Raw genomic sequence first — 21,835 nt, forward strand, 5'->3', positions numbered from 1 at the left:
CGGCCGGGGAGCGGTTTCCGGCCGTGCCGCGACCGGGCGGCGGCGCATTCCGGCCCCTGCCCCGGGCGGCGGTGTAGGCGGTGAGATGATGGCCCGGCCATGACTGACCTCACCGCCGCAGCCCGCCGGGGCGCCGCCGCACCCGCCGGGGTGACGGTCGCCGCCTGGGATCTGCGGGTGCTGCGCGCGGTGCCGTTCGCCCTGGTGTGCACCTTGATCGCGGCGGTCGGCCACGCGCTGGTCGGCGGCGGCGAGGTGGCGCCGCGGGCGCTGGTCACGGGCTTCCTGGCGGTCGGCGTGCTCGCCGCGCTGCTCGGCGGCCGCGAGCGCGGCCTGCCGGTGATCGCCGCGGCGCTCGGCCTCGGCCAGCTCGGCCTGCACTGCCTCTTCCACGGCCTGTCCGGCGGCATGACCAGCGGTGCGGCGATGACCGGAATGCACCACCCGGACGCGCTGACCCAGGCCGCCGGCCGGCTGCTCTGCGACGACCGGGTCGGCAACGGCCCGACCCCCGTGCCGCCCGGCACCACCGCCGAGCAGGTGGTCAGCGCCGCGGGCCTGGACCCGCAGGCGTTCACCGCGACGGCCGCCGGGACGCACGCCTCCGGGCTGCTCGGAATGACCCCCGGCATGCTGCTCGGTCACCTCGCCGCCGCCCTGGTGGCCGGCTGGTGGCTGCGCCGCGGCGAGGCCGCGCTGTGGCGGCTGGTCCGGCTCACCGCGCACACCGCCCGCCAGGTGGCGGGCCCGCTGCGCACCGTGCTGGCGCTGGCCGCCGCCCTGCTGCTCGGGCCGCTCGCCGAGGGCCGTACGCCCGCCCGGCGGCGTACCCGGGCCGAGGACTGGCGGCTGCCGGCGGCCGCCGCGCTGCTGTGCAGCCCGGTCCGGCGAGGACCGCCGGCGGCGTTCGCGCGCTGACCCGGGCCCGGTACGACGGGGTTCGGGCGCGCCCTCGCGATGCCGTCGCCCGCCCTCGCGCGGGACGGCCACCCACAGCCCGTTCCCGCGGGCCGCCGTGCGTGCGGCCCCGCCGTCCTCCTCCGGAGAACCCCTGATGCGTGCCCTTCCCGCCGTCCGCCTGGCCTCCGCCGGCCTGCTCGCCGCCGGCGCCGTGCTCGCCGCCGCCCTGCCCGCCGCCGCGCACGTCACCGTCCAGCCCGGCAACGCCACCCAGGGCGGCTACACCGCCGTCGCCTTCCGGGTGCCGAACGAGAGCGACACCGCCTCGACCGTGAAGCTCGAGGTCAACCTGCCGATGGACCACCCGATGGCCTCGGTGCGCACCCAGCCGCTGCCCGGCTGGACCGCCACCCTGGAGAAGTCCAAGCTCGACAAGCCGCTGAACGCGCACGGCAAGGAGATCACCGAGGCCGTCTCGAAGATCACCTGGACCGCCGACGCCGGGACGAAGATCGGGCCCGGCCAGTTCCAGGAGTTCCGGGTCTCGCTCGGCGCGCTGCCGACCGACACCGACAAGCTGACCTTCAAGGCCCTCCAGACGTACGACAACGGCGACGTCGCCCGCTGGATCGAGGAGGCCAAGGACGGCCAGCCCGAGCCGGCCAAGCCGGCGCCGGTCCTCGCCCTCGACAAGGCCGCCGCGGCCGGCGACCACCACTCCGGCGACGCCGCCGCGACCAAGCCCCAGGCCTCCACCGGGCAGGCCGCCGCCGCGTCCGACGACGCCACCGCCCGCACCCTCGGTGTGGTCGGCATCGTGGTCGGCGTGATCGGCGCCGCGCTCGGCGTCGCCGGCCTGCGCCGCAAGAACGCCTGACCCAACTGCCGGGCCGCGTCCCCCGCGGACGCGGCCCGGCAGCCCGCCCTCGCCCCGCACGAAGGATCACCGTCCCCATGGCTTCCACCCACCGCCGGCTGCTCGGCACCGCCGCCCTCGCGCTGTCCGCCGCGCTCGCCCTCACCGCCTGCTCCTCCTCCGGCGGCTCCGGCAGCGGCGACTCGCCCGCCAAGGTCAGCAAGGAGAGCAGCGGCTCCCCGTACCAGGCCTCCGTGCTGAAGAAGCACTTCGACAAGCCCGACCTGGTGCTCACCGACACCTCCGACCGGCCGTACGACCTGCGCAAGCAGACCGCCGGCAAGGCCACCCTGCTGTTCTTCGGCTACACCAGCTGCCCCGACGTCTGCCCGACCACCATGGGCGACATCGGCGTCGCGATGTCCAAGCTCCCGGCCGAGGACCGCAAGAAGATCGACGTCGTCTTCGTCTCCACCGACCCCGAGCGCGACACCCCGAAGGTGCTGCGCACCTGGCTCGACTCGATGGGCACCGACTTCATCGGCCTCACCGGCGACCTCGCCAAGGTCAAGGAGGCCGCCAAGCCGCTCGGCATCCTGGTCGAGGACCCGATCGTCAACGCCAACGGCACCGTCACCTCCACCCACGGCGCCCAGGTGCTCGGCTTCCTGCCGTCCGACGACAAGGCGCACCTGCTGTACATGAGCGGGACCACCATGGAGACCTTCGCGCACGACGTGGCGCTGCTCGCCAAGGGGGTGCCGGCGTGAGGCGGGCCGCGCTGATCGGCGCGGGCACCGCGGTCGCGCTGACCGCCGCGGTGATACTGGTCGGCTGCGGGTCGGAGTCCGGACCGGCGCCCTCCTCGGACGCGGCGGCGAAGCTGACCGTCGCCGACCCCTACATCCCGCTGCCGGCGACGCCCGGCGGGATGGGCGCCGGCTACCTGACCGTCCGCAACGAGGGCGAGGGCGAGGACCGGCTGCTCAAGGTCACCAGCCCCGGCGCCGGATCGGTCACCATGCACCGCTCCACCACGGGGTCCATGGAGGAGGTGCAGAGCCTGCCGGTGCCCGCGCACGGCACCCTGGACCTCGCCCGCGGCGGCACCCACCTGATGATCATGGGGTGGACCAGGCAGCCCGCCCTCGGCGACGAACTGGAACTAGACCTGACCTTCGCCAAGAGCGGCACCATCGCCGTCAAGGTCCCGGTCAAGCCGCTGACGTACCGTCCGGGAAGCTGACGGCCGAGATGGAGGAGAGGGTGACCGCAATGACGGTACGCGGGAGGGCGGCCGCGCTGCTCGCGGTGCTCGGCACCGTACTGGCGCTGCTGCTCGGCGGGGCCGGGACGGCCGCCGCGCACGCCAACCTGGTGTCCACCGACCCCGCGCGGGACTCCGTGGTGCCCAGCGCCCCGGCCGCCGTCACGCTGGTCTTCAGCGAGGGCGTCTCGCTCGCCGCCGACTCCGTCCGGGTCCTCGACCCGGCCGGGAAGCCCGTCGACAACGGCGACCCCAAGCACGCCGACGGCAAGGCCGACACCGCCCGGGTCACCCTCAGGAGCGGCCTCGCGGGCGGCACCTACACGGTCGCCTGGCGGGCCGTCTCCGAGGACTCCCACCCCATCGGCGGCGCCTTCACCTTCTCCATCGGCGCCCCCTCGGACACCTCCGTCTCCGCCACCGCTGTCCAGGGCGGCAAGGCCGACACCGCGGTCTCCTTCGCCTACGGCCTCGGCCGGACCGTCGCCTACGCCGCCTTCGCGCTGCTGGTCGGCGTCGCCGCGTTCGTGCTGATCGTGTGGCCGCGCGGGATCGCCGTCCCGGCGGTGCAGCGGCTGCTCATGGGCGGCTGGATCGCCCTGCTCGTCTCCACCGTCGGCGTCCTGCTGCTGCGCGGACCGTACGAGCGGGGCAGCGGCCTCGCGCAGGCCCTCGACCTGTCGCTGGTGCGCACCACGCTCGACGAGCGGATCGGCACCGCGCTCGCCGCCCGGCTGCTGCTGCTCGCCGCGGCCGGCGTCTTCCTGTCGCTGCTGGTCGGGCAGTTGGCCGACACCCGGAAGGCCGCGGCGGCCGACGGCCCGGAGACCGGGGCCACGGCGGCCGACGGCCCGGAGACCGAGGACGCGGCGGTCGGCGGCCCGGTGGACGAGGACACCGCCGAGGAGGCGGAGCTGCGGCGGCTGGAGCGGCGCGCCGCCGACCGGCCGCAGTGGGACGCCCGGCTCGGCCTCGGCATCACCGGACTCGCCCTCGCCGTGGCGCTGAGCGCGACCTGGGTCGGCGCGGACCACTCCTCCGTCGGCATCCAGGTCCCGCTCGCCCTGCCGATGGCCGCCGTCCACCTGCTCGCGATGGCGCTCTGGCTCGGCGGGCTGGTGGCGGTCCTGGTCGGGCTGCGCAACGGCCTGCCGGCGAGCGGGGTCGAGCGGTTCTCCCGGCTCGCACTGGGCGCGGTCACCGCGCTCACGGTGACCGGCGTCTACCAGTCCTGGCGCGGCCTCGGCTCGTGGAGCGCGCTGGTCGACACCGAGTACGGACGCCTGCTGCTCGTGAAGGTCGGCTGCGTCGCGGCGATGGTCGGCGTGGCGTGGATCTCCCGCTCCTGGACCGCGAAGCTCCGCGCGGCGGCGCCGGAGACCGTCGACGCCGCGGCGCCCGCCGCCGAGCCGGCCGCGCCCGCGAAGCCGGCCGGCCCCGCGGCGGCCGTCGACCCGGACCGCGCCGCGCAGCTCGCCCGCCAGCAGGCGGCCCGCGCGAGCGCCGGCACCCGACCGGACGGCGCCCGGGCCGGCCTGCGGCGGACCGTCATGGTCGAGGCCGCGGTCGCCGTCGCCGTCCTGGTGGTCACCACGATGCTCACCAACTCCCCGCCCGGGCGGGTCGCGCAGGCCGCGTCCGCCGCCACCGCGCAGACGCCCGCCCCCGGGGTGTCCACCGTGCCGGGGAGGACCGTCGAGCTGAAGATCCCGTACGACACCGGCGGACGGACCCCCAACGCCAAGGGCACCGCGACCGTGTCGATCAACCCGGCCGCGGTCGGGCCGAACGCGGTCGGGCTGAAGCTGGACGACTCCACCGGGCAGCCCACCGAGGTGCCGGAGATCGAGCTGGCGTTCACCCTGCCCGACCGGGACCTCGGCCCGCTGCCCGTCGCCCTCAAGTCCGAGGGCATCGGCCGCTGGTCGGGCACCGCGCAGCTGCCGCTGGCGGGCAACTGGGTGGTGTCGGTGACCGTCCGGTCCTCCGACATCGACCAGGTGACGGCCGTTCAGCAGCTCAAGCTCGGCGGCTGAGGCGGAGAGGTGACGCAGATGGGTGCGCAGGGGTTCTCGCGCCGGGCGCTGCTGGGCGGCGCCGGGGCCGGGCTGGCGGTCGGCGCGATCGGCGGCGCGGTCGGCGGACGGGCGGCGGCCTCGCCGGGCCCGGCCGCCGCACCGGGCACGGGCGCCGCCGCGGTGCCGTTCCACGGGCCGCGGCAGGCCGGGATCGTCGAGCCGGCCCAGGCACGGGTGCACCTCGCCGCCTTCGACCTGGCACCGGCCGCCGGACGGGAGCAGTTGCGGACGCTGCTGCGGATCTGGTCCGCGACCGCCGCCCGGCTGACCCGCGGCGAGCCGGCCGACGGGCACGAGAACCAGATCGCGCTGGACGCCGGCCCCTGCTCGCTGACCGTCACCTTCGGCTTCGGCGCCGCGCTGTTCGACAAGGCGGGCCTCGCCGACCGGCGGCCCGAGGCGCTGGTGCCGCTGCCCGCCTTCCCCGGCGACGCACTGGACCCGGCCCGCGGCGACGGCGACCTGTGGCTGCAGATCGGCGCGGACGACGCGCTGGTGGCCTTCCACGCGCTGCGGGTGCTGCAGCGGCAGGCCGCCGGCCTGGCGGTGCCGCGCTGGCAGATGGCCGGCTTCGGCCGGACCCCGGGCGCCACCGCCCGGCCGACGACCGGCCGCAACCTGATGGGGCAGGTCGACGGCACCAACAACCCGAAGCCGGACGACCCGGACTTCGCCGCGAAGGTGTTCGCCACCGGCCCGGCGTGGCTGGCCGGCGGCAGCTACGCGGTGGTGCGGCGGATCCGGATGCTGCTCGACGACTGGGAGAACCAGCCGACCGACCGTCAGGAACGGGTGATCGGACGACGCAAGACGGACGGCGCACCGCTGTCCGGCGGCCCCGGCGCCGGCGAGACCACCCCGGTCGACCTGACGGCGACCGGACCGGACGGCACCCTCGCGATCGCCCCCGACGCGCACGTCCGGGTCGCCGCGCCCGCCTCCAACGGCGGCGCCGCGATGCTGCGCCGCGGCTTCTCCTACCAGGACGGGCTGCTCGCCGACGGCTCCCCCGACGCGGGCCTGCTGTTCGTCGCGTTCCAGGCGGACCCGGCACGCGGATTCGTCCCCGTGCAGCGGCGGCTGGCCCGCGGCGACGGCCTGTCCCGGTTCCTCCGGCACGAGGCGAGCGGCCTGTACGCGGTGCCCCCGGGCGCCCCCGAGGGCGGGTACGTCGGACAGCAGCTGCTGGAGGGCTGAAGGCCCGGGCCCAGTGGGTGGAACGGGGGAACCCGGGCGGACGCGCGAGACTAGAGTGGCGGTTTCGGTACCACCAGCGTTACGGAGGCGGTCATGTCGGCGACCCGGTACACCTATCTCGGGCCCGCGGGCACCTTCACCGAGGTGGCGCTGCGCACCCTGCCGGAGGCGGGGACGCGGGAGCTGGTGCCGGTGGCGTCGGTGCCGGTGGCGCTGGACGCGGTCCGCAACGGGGAGGCCGCCGGCGCGTTCGTCGCGGTGGAGAACTCCGTGGAGGGCGCGGTCACCGCGACCAGTGACGAACTGGTCAACGGCACACCGCTGATGATCTACCGCGAGGTGCTGCTGCCGATCACCTTCGCGCTGCTGGTCCGCCCGGGCACCGGGCTCGCCGACATCAAGACGGTCACCGGCCACCCGGTCGCCCAGGCCCAGCTGCGCCGCTGGCTGGCCGCCAACCTGCCGGACGCGCAGTGGGAGGCGGCCTCGTCCAACGCGGAGGGCGCCCGGCTGGTCCAGGACGGCCGCTACGACGCGGCGCTGGCGGGCGCGTTCGCCGCCCCGCTGTACGGGCTGGAGGTGCTGGCGGACGACATCCGCGACGCCGCCGCCCCGACCACCCGCTTCATCCTGGTCGGCCGGCCCGGACGGGTCTCCTCGGCGACCGGCTCGGACAAGACCTCGATGGTGGTCTGGCTGCCGGACGACCACCCGGGCGCGCTGCTGGAGCTGCTGCAGGAGTTCGCGGTGCGCGGGATCAACCTGATGCGGATCGAGTCCCGGCCGACCGGCGAGGGCATGGGCAGCTACTGCTTCCTGATCGACTGCGAGGGCCACCTGAGCGAGCGCCGGGTGAGCGAGGCGCTGATGGGGCTGAAGCGGATCTGCCCGCAGGTGCGTTTCCTCGGTTCCTATCCCCGGGCGGACAAGGGCGCCTCGACCCCGGTGCGGCCGGGGACCTCGGACGAGGCCTTCGCCCGGGCGTCGGACTGGCTGTCCCGCTGCCTGGACGGCCGCGGCGAGCTCTGACCTGGCACTTCGGCCGGGCCCCGACCCGAGGCTGAGCGATTCCTTCCGGAATGGCAATGGGCCGATCATTTCCTGTTCATATTCGACACGCCGGAAGATCACCTTCCCGGCGGAAGGCCCGTGGGCACGGCCGGAGGGGCTCCGGTCGCGTCATCCACAAGCGGTCCACTCCGTCCACAGGCGGCTCGGGCGGCGAGTTATCCACAGGGCTGGGGAAGAGTCGACAAAACGGTATAGCCACTGGCGAGTCCGGTCGGATCATCGGCTAGCGGCACAGGAGTGACTAATCGGACCAGAGTCACCCCTGGGCCGACAAATCACCCGGCCGAGTGAGCTAATTACCTCACTCGGGAAGGCTTATCGAGGTTTGAAACCTCAATTCCTCGGTGGATCACCACCGGGGCCGCCCGTTTCCCACGATCCACAGGGCGGGCCCCGAACCTGTGGAAAACACCGTCCGCACCGGGTTGTCCACCAGGGTTATCCACAGGATGAGGGCGGTTATCCCCAGGGCCTGGGAGGTGTCGACCGGCCGCCGGGGCGCAGCATGGCATATTTCGGACAGACCGTGGCGAAAGGACCGCGCCACCGCCGCGACAAACGGGTTCCTTCGGCGGGCCCCTCCCCCGGTAGGCTTGGGCCCGTGATTGACCTTCGCCTGCTTCGTGAGGACCCCGACCGAGTGCGCGCCTCGCAGCGTGCCCGTGGTGAGGACGTCGACCTGGTCGACGCCCTCCTCTCCGCCGACGAGCGCCGCCGGTCCTCGGGCAGTCGCTTCGACGAACTGCGCAACGAGCAGAGGGTGCTCGGGAAGCAGGTCGCCCAGGCCAAGGGCGAGGAGAAGTCCGCCCTGCTGGAGCGCACCAAGGAGCTGGCCGCCGCCGTCAAGGCCGCCGACGCCGAGCAGGGCGAGGCCAAGGACGAGGCGGAGCGCCTGCTCCGCTCGCTGGCCAACCTGATCGACCCGGCCGCCCCGGTCGGCGGCGAGGAGGACTTCGTCACCCTCGAGGAGATCGGCACCCCGCGCGACTTCGCCGCCGAGGGCTTCGAGCCCCGCGACCACGTCGAGCTCGGCCAGATCCTCGGCGCGATCGACACCGAGCGCGGCGCGAAGGTGGCCGGCGCCCGCTCGTACTACCTGACCGGTCCCGGCGCGCTGCTGGAGCTCGCCCTGGTCAACATGGCGATCTCGCAGGCCACCGCCGCCGGCTTCATCCCGATGATCACCCCGGCGCTGGTCCGCCCGGCCGCCATGGACGGCACCGGCTTCCTCGGCCAGGCCGCGGAGAACGTCTACTTCCTCGAGAACGACGACCGGTACCTGGTCGGCACCAGCGAGGTACCGCTGGCCGCGTACCACATGGACGAGATCCTCGACGCGGACAAGCTGCCGCTGCGCTACGCCGGCTACTCGTCCTGCTTCCGCCGCGAGGCCGGCACCTACGGCAAGGACACCCGCGGCATCATCCGGGTCCACCAGTTCGAGAAGGTGGAGATGTTCGTCTTCACCACGCCGGAGGAGGCCGAGGCCGAGCACCGCCGCCTGCTCCAGTGGGAGAAGGACTTCCTGAACGCCCTGGAGCTGCCGTACCGGGTGATCGACGTCGCCTCCGGCGACCTCGGCGCCTCGGCCGCGCGGAAGTTCGACATCGAGGCGTGGATCCCGACCCAGGGCAAGTACCGCGAGGTCACCTCCACCTCGAACACCACCGAGTACCAGTCTCGCCGGCTCTCCATCCGGATGCGCGAGGACGGCAAGGTCCGCCCGCTCGCCACCCTGAACGGCACCCTGGTCGCCGTGCCGCGCGTGATCGTCGCCCTGCTGGAGAACCACCAGCAGGCCGACGGCTCGGTGGTCGTGCCCGAGGCCCTGCGGCCGTACCTCGGCGGGCGCACGGTCCTCGAACCGGCCGCCAAGTAAGGCACCACGCACCACCCCAGCAACACCCGGGAGACGCACGGCCCATGAGCACCAACGCCCACCCGACCGACGTCCCCCCCGGTGGCGACCTGCCCTTCCGGCTGGTCGCCACCGACCTCGACGGCACGCTGCTGAACCCGGCGGAGACCGTCTCCGAGCGCACCCGCGCCGCGCTCGCCCTGGTGGCCGGGCGCGGCGCGCAGCACATCATCGTCACCGGCCGCTCCGCCCGGTGGACCCGGCCGGTCCTCGACGAGATCGGCTACACCGGCATCGCCGTCTGCGGCCAGGGCGCCCAGGTGTACGACGCCGGGGCGCACCGGCTGCTCACCTCCGTGACCCTGGACCGGCAGCTCGCCGCGGTGGCCCTGGCCAAGATCGAGGCGGAGGTCGGCCCGCTGGCCGTCGCCGCCAGCCAGGACGGGCTGGAGGGCGAGGTGCTCGCCGGGCCCGGGTACGCGCTGCAGATCGGCACCGACCTGCCGGTCGTGCCGGTGGAGAGCTCCGAGCTGCTCGCCGCGCCGATCGCGAAGCTGTTCCTCCAGCACCCCCGGTACTCGGACGACGAGCTGGCCGAGGCCGCGCGGGCGGTCGCCGGGCAGCTGGTGGGGATCACCGTGGCGGGCGCGGGCGTGGTGGAGGTACTGCCGCTCGGGCTGACCAAGGCGACCGGCCTGTCGCTGGCCGCGCGGCGGCTCGGTGCGACGGCGGCGGGGACGATCGCGTTCGGGGACATGCCGAACGACGTGCCGATGTTCGGCTGGGCCGGGTACGGCGTGGCGATGGGCAACGCGCACGAGGAACTCAAGGCCGTCGCCGACGAGCTGGCGCTGGGCAACGACGAGGACGGCGTGGCCGTCGTGCTGGAGCGCCTGTACGGCTGACCCCCGGCGTGCTCCGACGTGTTACGGCTGAGCCCCTCTGACGGTCCGTCCGTCAGAGGGGCTCAGCCGTTCGCGTGGTGCCGGTCAGCCGAAGGAGACGTTGGAGCAGGGGTCGTCGTCCGCGGAGCGGGTCTCCTTGGCGACGGAGCTGGGCAGCGGGCCCGCCGGGGTGGAGGGTGCCGCTGCGCCGTTGCCGGCCGCGTAGTCCTTGCCGAGGACCAGGGCGACGCCCGCCTTGGTGGTGCTCTCCAGGGTCGCGCCGGGGAACATCGCGGCGACGGCCTGCGCATTCGCCTTCTCGCCGGGGCCGTACTGGACGACGGTGGTGGCGTGGGTCTGCGAGCTGGCGTTGGCGGTGGTGGTGACGGTGAAGCCGGCGCCCTTGAGGGTGGCCGCCGCCTTGGTGGTCAGCCCGGGTGTGGTGGTGCCGTTGTAGACGCCGACCCGGACGTTGGCGGCCTTCACGGTGGTGGCGGGCGCTGCCGGGGTGGTGGGGGCGGCGGGGCTCTCCGGGGCGGCCGGGGAGGGGCTGGCGGAGCCGCCGCTGGCGTCCTGGCCGTCGAGGGTGCGGTCGGCCTTGAGAGCGGCCCACAGCTGGTCGACGTCGGGGTGGACGAGCGCGATGCGCTCCTTCTCGAAACGCCACGGCGGGGTGAGGAACTTGACGTCGTGCAGGTCGAGGTTCTTCAGGCTCATCGCGAAGCCGATCAGCTTGTCGGCGGAGTTGAGCCCGGAGTCGACGGTCAGTGACTTGGTGGCGGCATCGGCGAGCGGGAGCAGGGTGGTGGGGTCCATGCCCTTGCCCTTGACCTCCTTGATGAGGGAGGACATGAAAGCCTGCTGACGGCGCATCCGGCCGACGTCGGAGCCGTCGCCGATGCCGTGGCGCAGGCGGACGTAGTCGAGCGCGGCCTGGCCCTGGACCTTCTGCAGGCCCTTGGGGTAGAGCAGCTTGCCCTTCTTGCCGAGGTTGGGGTTGAGGTCGCCCTCGTGGATGTCGTTCGGCAGGCAGACCGGGACGCCGCCGACGGCGCTGGTCATCGAGGCGAATCCCTCGAAGTTGACCACCATGGTGTGGTCGACGCGGATGCCGGTGAGCTTCTCGACGGTGTTCTGGGTGCAGGCGGGGTTGCCCTTGTCGGTGTTGCCGACGGAGAAGGCGCTGTTGAACATGACGCCGGTCTGGGCCTTGGTCCACTTGCCGGTGGGCAGCAGGCAGGGCGGGACGTCGACCAGGGCGTCGCGGGGGAAGGAGACGCCGACGGCGTGTTTGTGGTCGGCGTAGACGTGCAGCAGGATCGTGGTGTCGGAGCGGGCGCCGCCGTCCTCGCCGCCGCCGAGGTCCTTGTTGGCACCGGCGCGGCTGTCGGAGCCGATCAGCAGGATGTTGACGGGGACTCGGCCCTGGGCGTCGGCGGACGCGGCGGCGGGGCGGTCCTTGGAGACGCCCTCGTCGCCGAAGGAGTCGATGTTGCCGTTGAGCTTGAGGTAGATGGCGCCGCCGGCGGCGACCACCAGGCCGACCGAGGTGACGGCGACCCAGGTGACGATCTTCTTGCGGCTGCGCTTGCGGTTGCGGCGGCCGGCAGCCCGGTTGGCGGCGCGGCCGGCCGGCTGGTCGGCGGCGCGGGCTCCGCGGCCGCCCGGACCGCCGGGGCCGCCGTTCCCGCCGCGGCCCTGCTGGGCGCGGCGGGCCTCGGCGCGGCCGCCGGTGCGCGGCAGGTCGTCGTGCTGCTGGGAACGTCGGCGGGGGACGGCGGGCTCGGTGCTGCGGTAGGCGTCGTCACGGCGCGGGGCGTCGTCGAGGTAGCCGCCGCCCCCGTCCCCCTGCTGAGAGGAGTCGTCCCGCCACCAGCCCGCGTCCGAGTCGGACGCCCCCGCCCTCTGGCCTGCCATACGAACACCCTTCACTGCGGCCGCACCACACAGCCTCGACAGCGCACCGTGTGCGGCGCGGACGCTTCAACTTCAGCGGAGCATATAAAGGCATCACTTCGGCGTCACCGGGCGGGTTGGCGATCGTACCTTCCCCCGGTGCTGCCGGGGGCCTTTCTGCCGCCCCGCCCGTCAGTCCTCGAAGAACTCTTCGACGACCTCGTCGAGGACGAAGCCGCCGACCACGCCGACGGCCGCGCCGGCGGCGACCGCGCCCCAGCCGGCGCCGTGCCCGCCGCCGTGCCCGCCGTGGCCGTGGTGGCCGCCGGCGGCGGCCTGCTGGAGCCAGCCGTCGACGGTGCCGGTGAGGTCCTGCTCGGCGGCGGAGTGGTCCAGGTGGTAGCGGTTGATCACGTCGCTGCCGCGGCGGCGGTCGAACTCCAGGACCACCTCGACCTGCTGCGGGGTGGTGACGAAGGTCAGTTCGACGGCCTGGCACAGGTGCGCGTACTGCGGCGCCGCGGCGAACTCGATCTCCTGGTAGAACGGCAGGCTCTGCACGCTGCCGTGGATCCGCCCGGACTCCAGGTCCGCCGAGCGCAGCCGGAAGCCCAGCGCGCCGAAGGCGTCGATCACCCGCTGCTGCACCGGCAGCGGCGCGATGCCGAGCGGGTCGGCGTCGCCCTTGTCCAGGGCGCCGGCGATCTCCACCTCGGTCCGCACGCCGATCGCCATGCCGGGCAGCTGCCAGCCGCCGACCGTGGTGACCGGCGTCTCGTACGGCAGCTGCACGGCGAACGGGATCGACCGGTTCTCCCCCGCGGTGAGCTTCAGCGGCGCGCTCACCCCGAACTTGGCGAAGGCGGTGTTGCTGACCGACTCGCCCTCGGAGTGCTCGTGCTCGACCCGGGCGACCAGGGTCAGCGTGATGCCGGTGATCTGGACGTCCTGCGTCCCGCCGACCAGGTTGACCTGGCCCTGGAGGGTGCCGCCCGGCTGGGCGACGGGGTTCGCGAGGACCGTGTCGACGGACGGTCCGCCGACACCGAGCGCACCGAGCAGCTTCTTGAACACCATGGGGTCTGGCTCCGGGGGAGGTGGGATGTGGTGAGTGGTCGAGCTGAGGAGAAGAACGCGGGTGGTGGCGGGCCGGTTCCGGGCGCGCCAGTTGTAGGATGACCGGGCAAGCGGTTGTAGGATGACTGCTGTCGATCGTCGTTCGGGGTTGAGAGGGGTGTCCGCCGTGGGTGAAGGGCTGCAGGCCGCGGGGCGGCGCTCGCTGGTGGACGTGGCGATCGAGCAGCTGCGGGAGCAGCTGGTGGCCGGGGCGTGGCCGGTGGGATCGCGGATCCCGACCGAGCACGAGCTGGCCGAGCGGCTGCAGGTGGGGCGCAACACGGTGCGGGAGGCGATCCGGGTGCTGGTGCACGCGGGGATGCTGGTCTCGCGCCAGGGCGAGGGGACGTTCGTCCGGTCGACCAGTGATCCGGCGGCGGTGCTGCGCGGCGTGCAGCGCTCGGACGTCCGGGACGTGCTGGAGGTCCGGGCGGCGCTGGAGGCGGAGGCCGCGCGGCTGGCCGCGGTCCGGCACACCGCCGAGGACATCGCCCGGATGCGGGGTGCACTGGCCCGCGAGGTCGAGGTGATGGCGGCCAGCCCGGAGCGGGCGGGTCGCGAGGCGACGGTCGAGCACGACCTGGAGTTCCACACGGCGCTGGTCGAGGCGGCGCACAATCCGGCGCTGACCGAGGTGTACCGGTACTTCGGGGCCTCGGTGCGGGAGTCGATGCGGGCCGCGTTCGGCGACCACGAGATGCCCGAGGTCGACCTCCGGACGCACACCGCACTGGTGGACGCGGTGGAGAGCGGCGATCCGGAGCGGGCCGAGGCTGCCTGCCGGGAGCTGCTGGCGGAGCCGACGGCGGCGGTGGAGCAGCTGCTGGCCGCGATCGCGGCGCGGAAGTGACGGCGGGCACCGCCCCGTCCTTCCCCCTTTTCGTTCTCGGGTAGAGAGAGTTCTTCGCGTCATGTCGGTCGTCCGTGCTGTTCAGCCTGTCCACGAGCTGAAGGTCAGTGCCCGAACGAGATTGGCCCATCCGGCCCTGCTGCTGGCCGGCATCGTGCTGGTCGCCCTGAACATGCGGGCCTGCCTGGCCGCGGTGTCGCCGATGGTCGGCGAGATCCAGCGGACCTTCGGCCTGTCGGCGACGGCCAGCGGGCTGATCACCACCGTGCCGGTGCTGTTCCAGGGCGTCGGCGCGCCGCTGACGCCCCGCCTCGCCCGGCGGTTCGGGACCGAGCGGGTGGTGCTGGGTGCGGTGCTGGTGCTCGGCGCGGGCGTGCTGCTGCGGGTGCTGCCCTCGGTGGCGGCGCTGTACGCCGGGTGCGTGGTGATCGGGGTGGCCATCGCGGTGCTGAACGTGTCGATGCCGGGTCTGGTGAAGCGCGAGTTCCCGGGCCGGGCGGCGGCGATGACCGGGGTGTACTCGACCACGATGCTGGTCGGGGCGACGCTGGCGGCGGGCCTGTCGGTGCCGCTGGAGCACGTGCTGGGCGGCGGCTGGCAGGCCTCGCTGGGCTCGTGGTCGGTGCTGGCGGTGGTCGCCGCGGTGGCGTGGCTGCCGCAGGTGCTGAGGTCCCGTCAGGAGCGGGCGACGACGACGGTGTCGGCGGCGCCGGCCGGCCGGGCGGTCGAGGGGATCTGGCGCAACGGCCTGGCCTGGCGGATCAGCCTGTTCATGGGCATCTCCTCGCTGCTGGTGTACACGTTGGTGGCGTGGATGCCGACGATCCTCGCGGACCACGGGATGGACCGGGGCCGGGCCGGGCTGGTGTTCGCGTTCAGCAACCTGGTGCAGGTGGCGGGCGCGTTCCTGGTGCCGCTGGCGGCCGGGCGGATGACCCGGCAGCGGGGGCTCGCGGTCGCGATGGCGCTGCTGAACGCGGCGGGGATCGCGGTGCTGCTGCTCGCACCGGTGGGCGGCGCCTGGGTCGCGGCCGGGGTGCTGGGGCTGGCCCAGGGCGGGTCGCTGGGGCTGGCGCTGGCGTTCATCGTGCTGCGCACCGGCAGTGCGGCGGGGGCCGCGCAGCTGGGCGGGATGAGCCAGGCGGTGGGCTACCTGGTGGCGGCGGCCGGGCCGGTCGGGGCCGGTGCGCTGCACCAGGCCTCCGGCGGGTGGGGGCTGGTGCTGGTGGTGATGCTCGGGCTGACCGGGATCGCGGCGGCGGCGGGCTGGGGCGCGGGACGGGACATGGTGCTCGACGCGCGCTGAGCGGCTGCGGGTCCGCGGGGGCCGGTCCCGCCCTGCGGCGGGGCCGCCGACCGACGGAGCCCCGAGCCCCGGTCGGGGCTCGGGGCTCGGAGCTCGGGGCTAGGGGGGTTACTCCTCGCTCGCCAGGGTGAGGCCGGCCAGCCTGGTCGCCGCCAGGATGGTGGCGATCGAGGTGACGGCGGTCAGCAGGGCGAGGGCGACGCCGAGGGCGACCGGGGCGGTGAGCGCGCCCTCGGTGGCGGTGGCCTCGGCGATCGACAGGCCCCACTGCTGGATGGAGAGGGTCTTGGCGCCCTTCACGTAGGTGCCGACGAGGCTCTCCCAGACCAGCGCGTAGGCGAGACCGGCCACCACGGCGTGCCGGGTGACGACGCCGAGCAGCAGGAAGAAGGCGCTGTAGGCGGCACCGGAGGCGAGCGCGCCGAGGGTGTAGCCGACGGCCAGGTTGTCCTGGTTGCCGTAGATGATCAGGCCGGCGACGAGGACCGGGACCGCGGCGAAGAGCCAGGTGGTGCCGATCGCCACGGCGAGCTTGCTGGTGACGATCTTCCAGCGGGGCAGCGGCTTGGCGAGCAGGTAGACGATGGAGCCGTCGTCGATCTCGTTGGCGATCACGCCGGTGCCGACGATCAGGCCGAGGATGGGCACCAGGGTGCCGAGGCCGAGCTGGCCGACGACGCTCTGGATCAGGTCGTGCTTGTCGCTGTCGGAGTTGCGGGCGACGACGGCGATGACCAGGAGCAGGGCGGGGACGAGCAGCAGGAGCAGCGCGCGGCGGCGTCCGAACAGGCCCCGGACGGTGAGCCGGGCGACGGTGGTGTTCACGGTTTCCAGCCCTTCAGGACGAGACGAGGTAGGAGAAGACGCTCTCCAGGGACTCGTCCGCCGGGGAGACGGTGTAGAGGCGGATGCCGGCGTCGCGGGCGACCTTGGGCAGCAGCGTGGTGAAGCCGTTGAAGTTGATCGCCTGGATCCGCAGGGCCCGCTCGTGCCAGTCGAGTTCGATCCCGGCGGTGGACGGGTCGGCGATCAGCGCGGCGGCCAGCCGGCGGTCGTCGCTGGAGCGGACCAGGTAGCGGTGCGGCCGGTCGGTCATCAGGCGGCGGATCTCGCGGAAGTCGCCGGAGGCGGCGTGCCGGCCGGCGACGACGACCTCGATGTGCCGGGCGAGCTGTTCGACCTCTTCGAGGATGTGGGAGGAGAACAGCACGGTGCGGCCGTCGGCGCCGAAGCGGCGGAGCAGTTCCATGAGTTGGAGCCGCTGGCGGGGGTCCATGCCGTTGAAGGGCTCGTCGAGGAGGAGCACGGCGGGGTCGTGGACCAGCGCGGAGGCCATCTTGACGCGCTGCTTCATGCCCTTGGAGTAGGTGCCGGTCTGCCGGTCCTGGGCGTACTCCATCTCGACCAGGCCGATGGCGCGCTTCGCGGCGGCGGCGGGGTCGGTGAGGCCGTGGAGTTCGGCGTTGGCGAGGACGAACTCCCAGCCGGTGAGGTAGTCGTACATGGACTCGCGCTCGGGGACGAGTCCGATCTGCCGGTAGACCTCCTGGTTGCGCCAGATCGGGGCGCCGTCGAGGGTGACGGCGCCGGCCGAGGGCGCGAGGAAGCCGCTCATCATGTGGATGAGGGTGGACTTGCCCGCGCCGTTGGGGCCGAGCAGGCCGGTGATGCCGGGGCCGATCCGCATGGAGACGTCGTTGACGGCGACCACGTTGCCGAACCAGCGGGAGACCTTGTCGATGGTGATGACGGCCATGGCTGCCTCTCAGACGTTCCGGTAGCGGCGCAGCAGCAGCGCGTACGAGCCGGCCGCGAGGGCGACGATCTCGGCGGCGAAGACCGCGACGCCGAGGCCGCCGGGGGCGTGGATCATCCCGTCGCCGGTGAGGCTGAAGAGCTGGTTGACCAGGCCGGAGACCAGGGTCACCGGGGAGAGCACGGCGCCCCACATCGCGGACTCGACGGGCTCGGGGCGGTAGGCGCCGTTCAGGCCGAGGACGATGTTGGCGATCACGTTGGAGATGACCAGCATGCCCATGATGGCGGCGACGCCGAAGCCGCGGCGCGGGGTGGCGGCGGCGATCAGCAGGGCGAGCGCCGAGTAGAGCACGGAGTAGAGCACGGCGGCGGTCAGGCCGTAGAGCAGGTGCGTGGTGTTCTCGCCGATCGGCAGGTCGGTCAGCAGGGCGCCGAGCCACATCACCAGCAGCGGCAGCACCATCATCAGCAGCACGGCGCAGACCATCGCGGTGGTCTTGGCGCGGACGTAGTCGCCGCGGGTGATCGGCCGGGAGAAGTACAGCGGCACGATGTGGTGGCGCAGGTCGCGGGACATCAGGACGGGGGCCTGCGAGGCGATGAAGATCTGCGGGAACAGCCCGAAGCTGGTCAGGTAGACGGGGTAGTCCACCGGGTACTTGGTGAGGCCGGTCATCACGGCGACGGCGATCATCACCGCGGCGGGCAGCACCATGGCGCCCAGCAGCAGCATCGGCAGCACCTTGGACTTGCCGGAGCGGCCGAGGCCGTACGCGGCGCGCAGGCTCTGGGTGAAGAGCGAGCGGGTGGCGTAGGAGCGGCCGAGCCGGGGGCCGGCGTAGGAGCGGTAGCCGATGTCGTGGATGACACCGGTCTGGGGCTCAGGCGGCGTCGCCATCCGGGCCACCTCCGTTCTGGGCGGCGTCGGCGAAGATCTCGGCGACCTTGTGACGGCGCTGTTCCAGACGGACCAGGCCGAGTCCGAGGTCGGCGACGGTGTCGCGGACGGTGTCGTAGGTGTCGTCGCCGGCGATCTCGACCAGCAGCAGCCGCGGGCCGTCGGCGCGGACGCTCACGCCGAGGTCGGTCAGCGAGGTGAGGACGGTGTCCGCCGCGTCGGTGACCTCGACGGCGAGCAGCTGGGTGGCCTCGGTGAAGGAGGCGGTGGAGGAGGAGCGCAGCAGCCGGCCGCCGTCGATGACGACGAGGTGGTCGCAGGTCCGCTCGAGTTCGCCCAGCAGGTGGGTGGTGACCAGGACGGAGATCCCGAAGTCGCTGTGGACGCGGCGGATCAGCGCCAGCATCTCGTCGCGGCCGACCGGGTCGAGGCCGTTGGTGGGCTCGTCGAGCAGCACCAACTGCGGGTCGTGGACCAGCGCCTGGGCGAGCTTGACGCGCTGCTTCATGCCGGTGGAGTAGCCGCCCATCGGGCGGTAGCGCTCCTCGTAGAGGCCGACGTGGCGCAGCGTGTCGGCGGTCCGCTCGCGGGCCGCAGCGGCCGGCAGGCCGGACATCCGGGCCATGTGGACGACGAACTCGGTGGCGGACACGTCGGGCGGCAGGCAGTCGTGCTCGGGCATGTACCCGACCCGCTCGCGGATGGCTGGGCCCTCGGTGGCGATGTCGAGGCCGAGCACCTGACCGGTGCCCTCGGTGGCCGGGGAGAGGCCCAGGAGGATCTTGATGAGTGTGGACTTGCCCGCGCCGTTCGCCCCCACCAGACCGACCACGCCGGGCTGCACCTCCACGGTGAGCCGGTCGAGCGCGGTGACCCTGGGGAACCTCTTGGTGAGGCCGTCCGTCTTGATGACTGTGGACACGTGCCCAACGTAGCGTCGTGCCCTGCGGCGCGGTATGCGCTGGGATGCCGATCCGTTGATCAGTCCTCAGGATGACGTGCCGGGCCCGTCCCCTAGGGGTCGGGCCCGGCCCTGGGCCGTTCTCAGCCGAGCATGCTGCTCTGCAGGGCGATCAGCTGGCGGAACGCCTGCGAGGGGACGCCCTTCGGGTTGGTCAGTTCCAGGACGGCGACGACGTCGCCGCTCTGCAGGTAGGCGACCCGGCCGGTGGGAACGTCGCCGGGGGCCTTGGCGTCCGAGTCGCGGGCGAAGGCCGAGCCCGAGCCGACCGGGAAGTCGGTGGCCACGTCCATCCGGGAGGACTCGATGTGCTTCGTCCCGGACATGCCGGAGAGCAGGCCGTACAGGTCGGTCGCCTCCGCCGGCGAGCCGAAGCGCAGCAGGCGGATCTCGGTGCGGGTGCCGTCCTTGGTGGTCCAGCCCTGGGCGGCGACCGCCCGGCAGGCGTTCTCGGTCAGCCGGGCGTTGACCTCGGCGGCGTTGCGGCCGAGCACTCCCTCCGCGTCGCACGGCACCCAGTGGCCGACCACCGGCGGCAGGCTCGCCGCCGGGCTCGGGGACCCGGACGCCGAGGCGCTCGCCGACGCGGAGGCCGATGCGGAAACCGATGCGCTCGGGGAGGCGGAGGCCGGGGCGCTCGCGGACGCGGCGGGCTGCGGCAGCGCCTCCTTCGGCGCGGGCAGCAGCAGGCCGCGCAGATCGGCCTGGTGACGGCCCTTCACGTCGATCGGCAGCTTGCCGTCGGTGGGCAGCGGCGGCAGCGCGAGCTGCGGGAAGGTGTACCGGCCGTCGTTGGGGGTGGCCAGGCCCGGCACGTCGGTGCGGTCCGGGAGGGTGACGGCCACGGCGGTCGCCGTCGCGGTCACCACCAGGACGGCGGCGGCCGCGACCAGGCGCAGCACCGCGGACCGGTCCCGGCGCGGCCGGTCCTGCGGCACGCCGGGCACCGCCCAGACGTTGCCGGGGTCACCGGCGGGCAGGTCGGCCGTTGGGGCGGACGGCGGGGCCCAGGCGTCCGGCTGCGGCGCCTGCGGGGCCGGGGTCTCGGCCGAGCTCTCGGCCGGGTTCTCGGCCGGGTTCTCGGCGGGCTCCGGCTGGGCGGGGGTGAGGTCGTTGTTACTCATACGGAGGCTCCCGGGCGGGCCAGACGGTCCAGCTGCTGACGGAACAGGTCGACGACCTTGTTCTGGTCCAAGGGGGCGACACCGGACGCGTCCAGCGTCACCATCAGGTCGCCCTCGGCGGAGACGCAGTGCATGAAGTCGAGCTGGTCGCCCGCGTCCAGCGGCGGCAGCACGCAGCGCGCCGCCGGGTGACCGGCCACGCCCGGCCCCTGCCGGAACAGGCCGGTGTCGTCGACCATCGCGCCGTACAGCTCGGTCTCCTGCGAGATCGCCTGCTGGTTGAACTGGTCGAGCGTCAGGTCGATCTCCAGGTCGTTCTTGTGCGACTGGAAGGTGCGCACGCCGCTGGCCTTGAAGTGCAGCGACTCCCAGGCGGCCTTCGCCCGGTCCTTGTACTTGTCCGGCACCTCGTCCAGGTACGCCCGGAAGCGCTTGTCCAGCTGCTCCGGCCCGTACTCGTTGTCGTTGCCGAAGGCGCCGTTGTCCGGGCCCGGGTCGAAGCCGGACGGGATCGGCAGCAGCAGGTCGCGCAGGCTGCCGAAGTGGTTGCCGTTCGACTTGGCGCCGAACGCCGCCGACGGCGAGGCGGACGGTGCCGCAGGCGCGGCGGCCTGGACCGGCCGGTCGTCGTAGGCGACGTTGAGGATCACCTCGCCGATGCCGACGCCGAGCAGGACGGCGGCGAGCACGGCGCCGGAGGCACGCAGCAGCAGTCGCTTCGGCCGCGCGGCGGGGGCGACGCCCTCGGCGGGCGGCGCGTCCGCCGTCGGCAGGTCCGCCGCGGGCTGCTCGGCGGCCGACTGCTCGGTGGCCGGCTGCTCGGCGACGGGCTGCTCGGCGGCCGGCTGCTTGGTGAGGGACAGCTCGTCGGAAGGCTCGGCGGCGGGGGTCAGGTCGGTCGGTTCGACGGTGCTCATGCGATCCGCTCCCACTGGCGCTTGGCGATGTCCTCGAGCTGGGCGCGGTCGACCCGGCTCGGTGCGAAGACCGTGATCTCCATGATCAGGTCGCCCTTCCGGGCAGTGGCCTCGCCGCGGTAGTACTCCTCGGTGCTCTGCGCGTAGTGGTTCGGCTTGTTGCCGATGACCAGCCGGCTCTGCGGGTTGCCGGGGATCTTGCCGACCTCGGCGTCCGTCGTGGAGCCGTAGTCGTTCCAACTGGTCGCGGAGGAGGCGCTGTCCGAGCGGTACTGGATCAGCCGGATCCGGTACTCGGTACCGCCCGACTTCCAACCGACCGTCGCCGCGCGGCGGAAGCCGTTGTCCAGCAGGCGGGTGAACGTGGCACGGCTGTCGCCGAAGGACTCGGCGTAATCGGCGGCGTCCAGCCAGCCGCCGCGTGCACCCGCCGAGCCCCACTCCTCGGTGCCGTCCGGGCGCTTGAGCAGCAGGTCGCGCAGGTCGCCGTCGATGTTCAGCGGCTGGGGCGCGGCGGCGGCGAGCGCCTTGGGGTCGACCCGGTCGGCGGGGTAGGCGAGCTTGACAGCGGCCAGCTCGGGCAGCGGGGTGGCGGGGCGGGACGCCTGGACGGCGTAGCCGACACCGGCGCCGACCACGGGGCCGAGCAGCGCGGCGGCCAGCAGCAGCCGGCCGGTGCTCAGCCGGCGGGCGGGCTTCGGCTCGTCCTCGGCGGGGGCACCCTCGACAGCGGTGCCCTCGACGGCGAGGATCTCGTCACCGGTGGCGGGTTCGGCGGCGGGCAGGGTTTCGGCGGCGGGCTCGGGGGCCTGCGCCGGTACGGCGGGGGCGGTGTCCGGCTGGGGCGGAACGACCGGCTCGGGGACGTCCGGTCCCACGGTCTCGGTGCTCAAGGAAG

20 protein-coding genes are annotated in these 21,835 nt (G+C 73.7%); 11 read left to right on the forward strand and 9 right to left on the reverse strand.

Annotated elements, in window-relative coordinates; genetic code table 11:
* Positions 1 to 99: 99 nt before the first annotated feature.
* From ACGFX4_RS08555 to ACGFX4_RS08595, 9 genes are all read left to right on the forward strand, one after another.
* The gene (locus tag ACGFX4_RS08555; protein WP_393071232.1) at positions 100 to 918 is read left to right on the forward strand and encodes a hypothetical protein; all 819 of its coding nucleotides are present in this window, start codon (positions 100 to 102) and stop codon (positions 916 to 918) included.
* A 136-nt stretch (positions 919 to 1,054) separates the two neighbouring features.
* Positions 1,055 to 1,777, forward strand: a complete 723-nt coding sequence (locus tag ACGFX4_RS08560) for a YcnI family protein (protein ID WP_393071233.1) — start codon at positions 1,055 to 1,057, stop codon at positions 1,775 to 1,777.
* A 77-nt stretch (positions 1,778 to 1,854) separates the two neighbouring features.
* Positions 1,855 to 2,526 carry an SCO family protein gene (locus ACGFX4_RS08565; protein WP_393071234.1) on the forward strand — a complete coding sequence of 224 codons (672 nt, stop codon included), beginning with the start codon at positions 1,855 to 1,857 and terminating at the stop codon, positions 2,524 to 2,526.
* Positions 2,523 to 3,002 carry a copper chaperone PCu(A)C gene (locus ACGFX4_RS08570; RefSeq protein ID WP_393071235.1) on the forward strand — a complete coding sequence of 160 codons (480 nt, stop codon included), beginning with the start codon at positions 2,523 to 2,525 and terminating at the stop codon, positions 3,000 to 3,002. The genes ACGFX4_RS08565 and ACGFX4_RS08570 overlap by 4 nt, the downstream gene beginning before the upstream one ends.
* A gap of 29 nt (positions 3,003 to 3,031) precedes the next feature.
* Complete coding sequence (locus tag ACGFX4_RS08575) at positions 3,032 to 5,059, forward strand: copper resistance protein CopC (protein ID WP_393071236.1); 2,028 nt, start codon at positions 3,032 to 3,034, stop codon at positions 5,057 to 5,059.
* A gap of 18 nt (positions 5,060 to 5,077) precedes the next feature.
* Positions 5,078 to 6,298 (forward strand): iron uptake transporter deferrochelatase/peroxidase subunit, encoded by a 1,221-nt coding sequence (efeB, locus tag ACGFX4_RS08580; protein ID WP_393071237.1) that lies wholly within the window; start codon positions 5,078 to 5,080, stop codon positions 6,296 to 6,298.
* A 93-nt stretch (positions 6,299 to 6,391) separates the two neighbouring features.
* On the forward strand, positions 6,392 to 7,327 hold the full coding sequence (gene pheA / locus ACGFX4_RS08585; protein WP_393071238.1) for a prephenate dehydratase: 936 nt from the start codon (positions 6,392 to 6,394) through the stop codon (positions 7,325 to 7,327).
* A gap of 643 nt (positions 7,328 to 7,970) precedes the next feature.
* Positions 7,971 to 9,248 carry a serine--tRNA ligase gene (gene serS, locus ACGFX4_RS08590; RefSeq protein WP_393071239.1) on the forward strand — a complete coding sequence of 426 codons (1,278 nt, stop codon included), beginning with the start codon at positions 7,971 to 7,973 and terminating at the stop codon, positions 9,246 to 9,248.
* Positions 9,249 to 9,292: 44 nt separating this feature from the next.
* On the forward strand, positions 9,293 to 10,132 hold the full coding sequence (locus ACGFX4_RS08595; RefSeq protein ID WP_393071240.1) for an HAD family hydrolase: 840 nt from the start codon (positions 9,293 to 9,295) through the stop codon (positions 10,130 to 10,132).
* 84 nt (positions 10,133 to 10,216) lie between these two features.
* Here ACGFX4_RS08595 and ACGFX4_RS08600 read toward each other — a convergent pair whose 3' ends face one another.
* Together ACGFX4_RS08600 and ACGFX4_RS08605 are read right to left on the reverse strand one after the other, a co-directional pair.
* The gene (locus ACGFX4_RS08600; protein WP_393071241.1) at positions 10,217 to 12,028 is read right to left on the reverse strand and encodes an LCP family protein; all 1,812 of its coding nucleotides are present in this window, start codon (positions 12,026 to 12,028) and stop codon (positions 10,217 to 10,219) included.
* Between the two features lie 171 nt (positions 12,029 to 12,199).
* Positions 12,200 to 13,084, reverse strand: a complete 885-nt coding sequence (locus ACGFX4_RS08605) for a sporulation protein (protein WP_393071242.1) — start codon at positions 13,082 to 13,084, stop codon at positions 12,200 to 12,202.
* Positions 13,085 to 13,250: 166 nt separating this feature from the next.
* On the opposite strand from ACGFX4_RS08605, the gene ACGFX4_RS08610 reads away from it, so the two are divergent.
* Both ACGFX4_RS08610 and ACGFX4_RS08615 read left to right on the forward strand, forming a co-directional pair.
* A complete protein-coding gene (locus ACGFX4_RS08610; protein ID WP_393071243.1) occupies positions 13,251 to 13,973 on the forward strand; it encodes a FadR/GntR family transcriptional regulator in 723 nt (240 codons plus the stop codon).
* 121 nt (positions 13,974 to 14,094) lie between these two features.
* Positions 14,095 to 15,279 carry a CynX/NimT family MFS transporter gene (locus ACGFX4_RS08615; RefSeq protein WP_393071244.1) on the forward strand — a complete coding sequence of 395 codons (1,185 nt, stop codon included), beginning with the start codon at positions 14,095 to 14,097 and terminating at the stop codon, positions 15,277 to 15,279.
* 108 nt (positions 15,280 to 15,387) lie between these two features.
* Here the strand turns inward: ACGFX4_RS08615 and ACGFX4_RS08620 are convergent, their stop codons facing one another.
* The 7 genes from ACGFX4_RS08620 to ACGFX4_RS08650 all read right to left on the reverse strand — a co-directional run bounded on the left by ACGFX4_RS08620 (position 15,388) and on the right by ACGFX4_RS08650 (position 21,830).
* The gene (locus ACGFX4_RS08620; RefSeq protein ID WP_393071245.1) at positions 15,388 to 16,104 is read right to left on the reverse strand and encodes an ABC transporter permease; all 717 of its coding nucleotides are present in this window, start codon (positions 16,102 to 16,104) and stop codon (positions 15,388 to 15,390) included.
* Positions 16,105 to 16,117: 13 nt separating this feature from the next.
* Positions 16,118 to 17,035 carry an ABC transporter ATP-binding protein gene (locus ACGFX4_RS08625; protein ID WP_345698281.1) on the reverse strand — a complete coding sequence of 306 codons (918 nt, stop codon included), beginning with the start codon at positions 17,033 to 17,035 and terminating at the stop codon, positions 16,118 to 16,120.
* Between the two features lie 9 nt (positions 17,036 to 17,044).
* Positions 17,045 to 17,935 carry an ABC transporter permease gene (locus tag ACGFX4_RS08630; RefSeq protein ID WP_393071246.1) on the reverse strand — a complete coding sequence of 297 codons (891 nt, stop codon included), beginning with the start codon at positions 17,933 to 17,935 and terminating at the stop codon, positions 17,045 to 17,047.
* Positions 17,919 to 18,857 carry an ABC transporter ATP-binding protein gene (locus ACGFX4_RS08635; RefSeq protein ID WP_393071247.1) on the reverse strand — a complete coding sequence of 313 codons (939 nt, stop codon included), beginning with the start codon at positions 18,855 to 18,857 and terminating at the stop codon, positions 17,919 to 17,921. Before ACGFX4_RS08635 ends, ACGFX4_RS08630 begins: the two co-directional genes overlap by 17 nt.
* Before the next feature lie 122 nt (positions 18,858 to 18,979).
* A complete protein-coding gene (locus ACGFX4_RS08640) occupies positions 18,980 to 20,020 on the reverse strand; it encodes a hypothetical protein (protein ID WP_393071248.1) in 1,041 nt (346 codons plus the stop codon).
* The gene (locus ACGFX4_RS08645; protein WP_393071249.1) at positions 20,017 to 20,937 is read right to left on the reverse strand and encodes a hypothetical protein; all 921 of its coding nucleotides are present in this window, start codon (positions 20,935 to 20,937) and stop codon (positions 20,017 to 20,019) included. Before ACGFX4_RS08645 ends, ACGFX4_RS08640 begins: the two co-directional genes overlap by 4 nt.
* Positions 20,934 to 21,830, reverse strand: a complete 897-nt coding sequence (locus ACGFX4_RS08650) for a hypothetical protein (RefSeq protein ID WP_393071250.1) — start codon at positions 21,828 to 21,830, stop codon at positions 20,934 to 20,936. Before ACGFX4_RS08650 ends, ACGFX4_RS08645 begins: the two co-directional genes overlap by 4 nt.
* Positions 21,831 to 21,835 lie beyond the last annotated feature (5 nt).

This window comes from Kitasatospora sp. NPDC048365 (genome assembly GCF_043200835.1).
GTDB lineage: Bacteria > Actinomycetota > Actinomycetes > Streptomycetales > Streptomycetaceae > Kitasatospora > Kitasatospora terrestris.

What these genes read in the sequence shown, in the direction of transcription:
- ACGFX4_RS08625 (WP_345698281.1), bottom strand. Translation starts at nt 17,035, where the DNA reads ATGGCCGTCATCACCATCGACAAGGTCTCCCGCTGGTTCGGCAACGTG.
- ACGFX4_RS08640 (WP_393071248.1), bottom strand. Translation starts at nt 20,020, where the DNA reads ATGAGTAACAACGACCTCACCCCCGCCCAGCCGGAGCCCGCCGAGAAC.
- pheA (WP_393071238.1), top strand. Translation starts at nt 6,392, where the DNA reads ATGTCGGCGACCCGGTACACCTATCTCGGGCCCGCGGGCACCTTCACC.
- ACGFX4_RS08645 (WP_393071249.1), bottom strand. Translation starts at nt 20,937, where the DNA reads ATGAGCACCGTCGAACCGACCGACCTGACCCCCGCCGCCGAGCCTTCC.
- ACGFX4_RS08555 (WP_393071232.1), top strand. Translation starts at nt 100, where the DNA reads ATGACTGACCTCACCGCCGCAGCCCGCCGGGGCGCCGCCGCACCCGCC.
- ACGFX4_RS08595 (WP_393071240.1), top strand. Translation starts at nt 9,293, where the DNA reads ATGAGCACCAACGCCCACCCGACCGACGTCCCCCCCGGTGGCGACCTG.
- ACGFX4_RS08630 (WP_393071246.1), bottom strand. Translation starts at nt 17,935, where the DNA reads ATGGCGACGCCGCCTGAGCCCCAGACCGGTGTCATCCACGACATCGGC.
- ACGFX4_RS08560 (WP_393071233.1), top strand. Translation starts at nt 1,055, where the DNA reads ATGCGTGCCCTTCCCGCCGTCCGCCTGGCCTCCGCCGGCCTGCTCGCC.
- ACGFX4_RS08600 (WP_393071241.1), bottom strand. Translation starts at nt 12,028, where the DNA reads ATGGCAGGCCAGAGGGCGGGGGCGTCCGACTCGGACGCGGGCTGGTGG.
- ACGFX4_RS08575 (WP_393071236.1), top strand. Translation starts at nt 3,032, where the DNA reads ATGACGGTACGCGGGAGGGCGGCCGCGCTGCTCGCGGTGCTCGGCACC.
- ACGFX4_RS08565 (WP_393071234.1), top strand. Translation starts at nt 1,855, where the DNA reads ATGGCTTCCACCCACCGCCGGCTGCTCGGCACCGCCGCCCTCGCGCTG.
- ACGFX4_RS08605 (WP_393071242.1), bottom strand. Translation starts at nt 13,084, where the DNA reads ATGGTGTTCAAGAAGCTGCTCGGTGCGCTCGGTGTCGGCGGACCGTCC.
- efeB (WP_393071237.1), top strand. Translation starts at nt 5,078, where the DNA reads ATGGGTGCGCAGGGGTTCTCGCGCCGGGCGCTGCTGGGCGGCGCCGGG.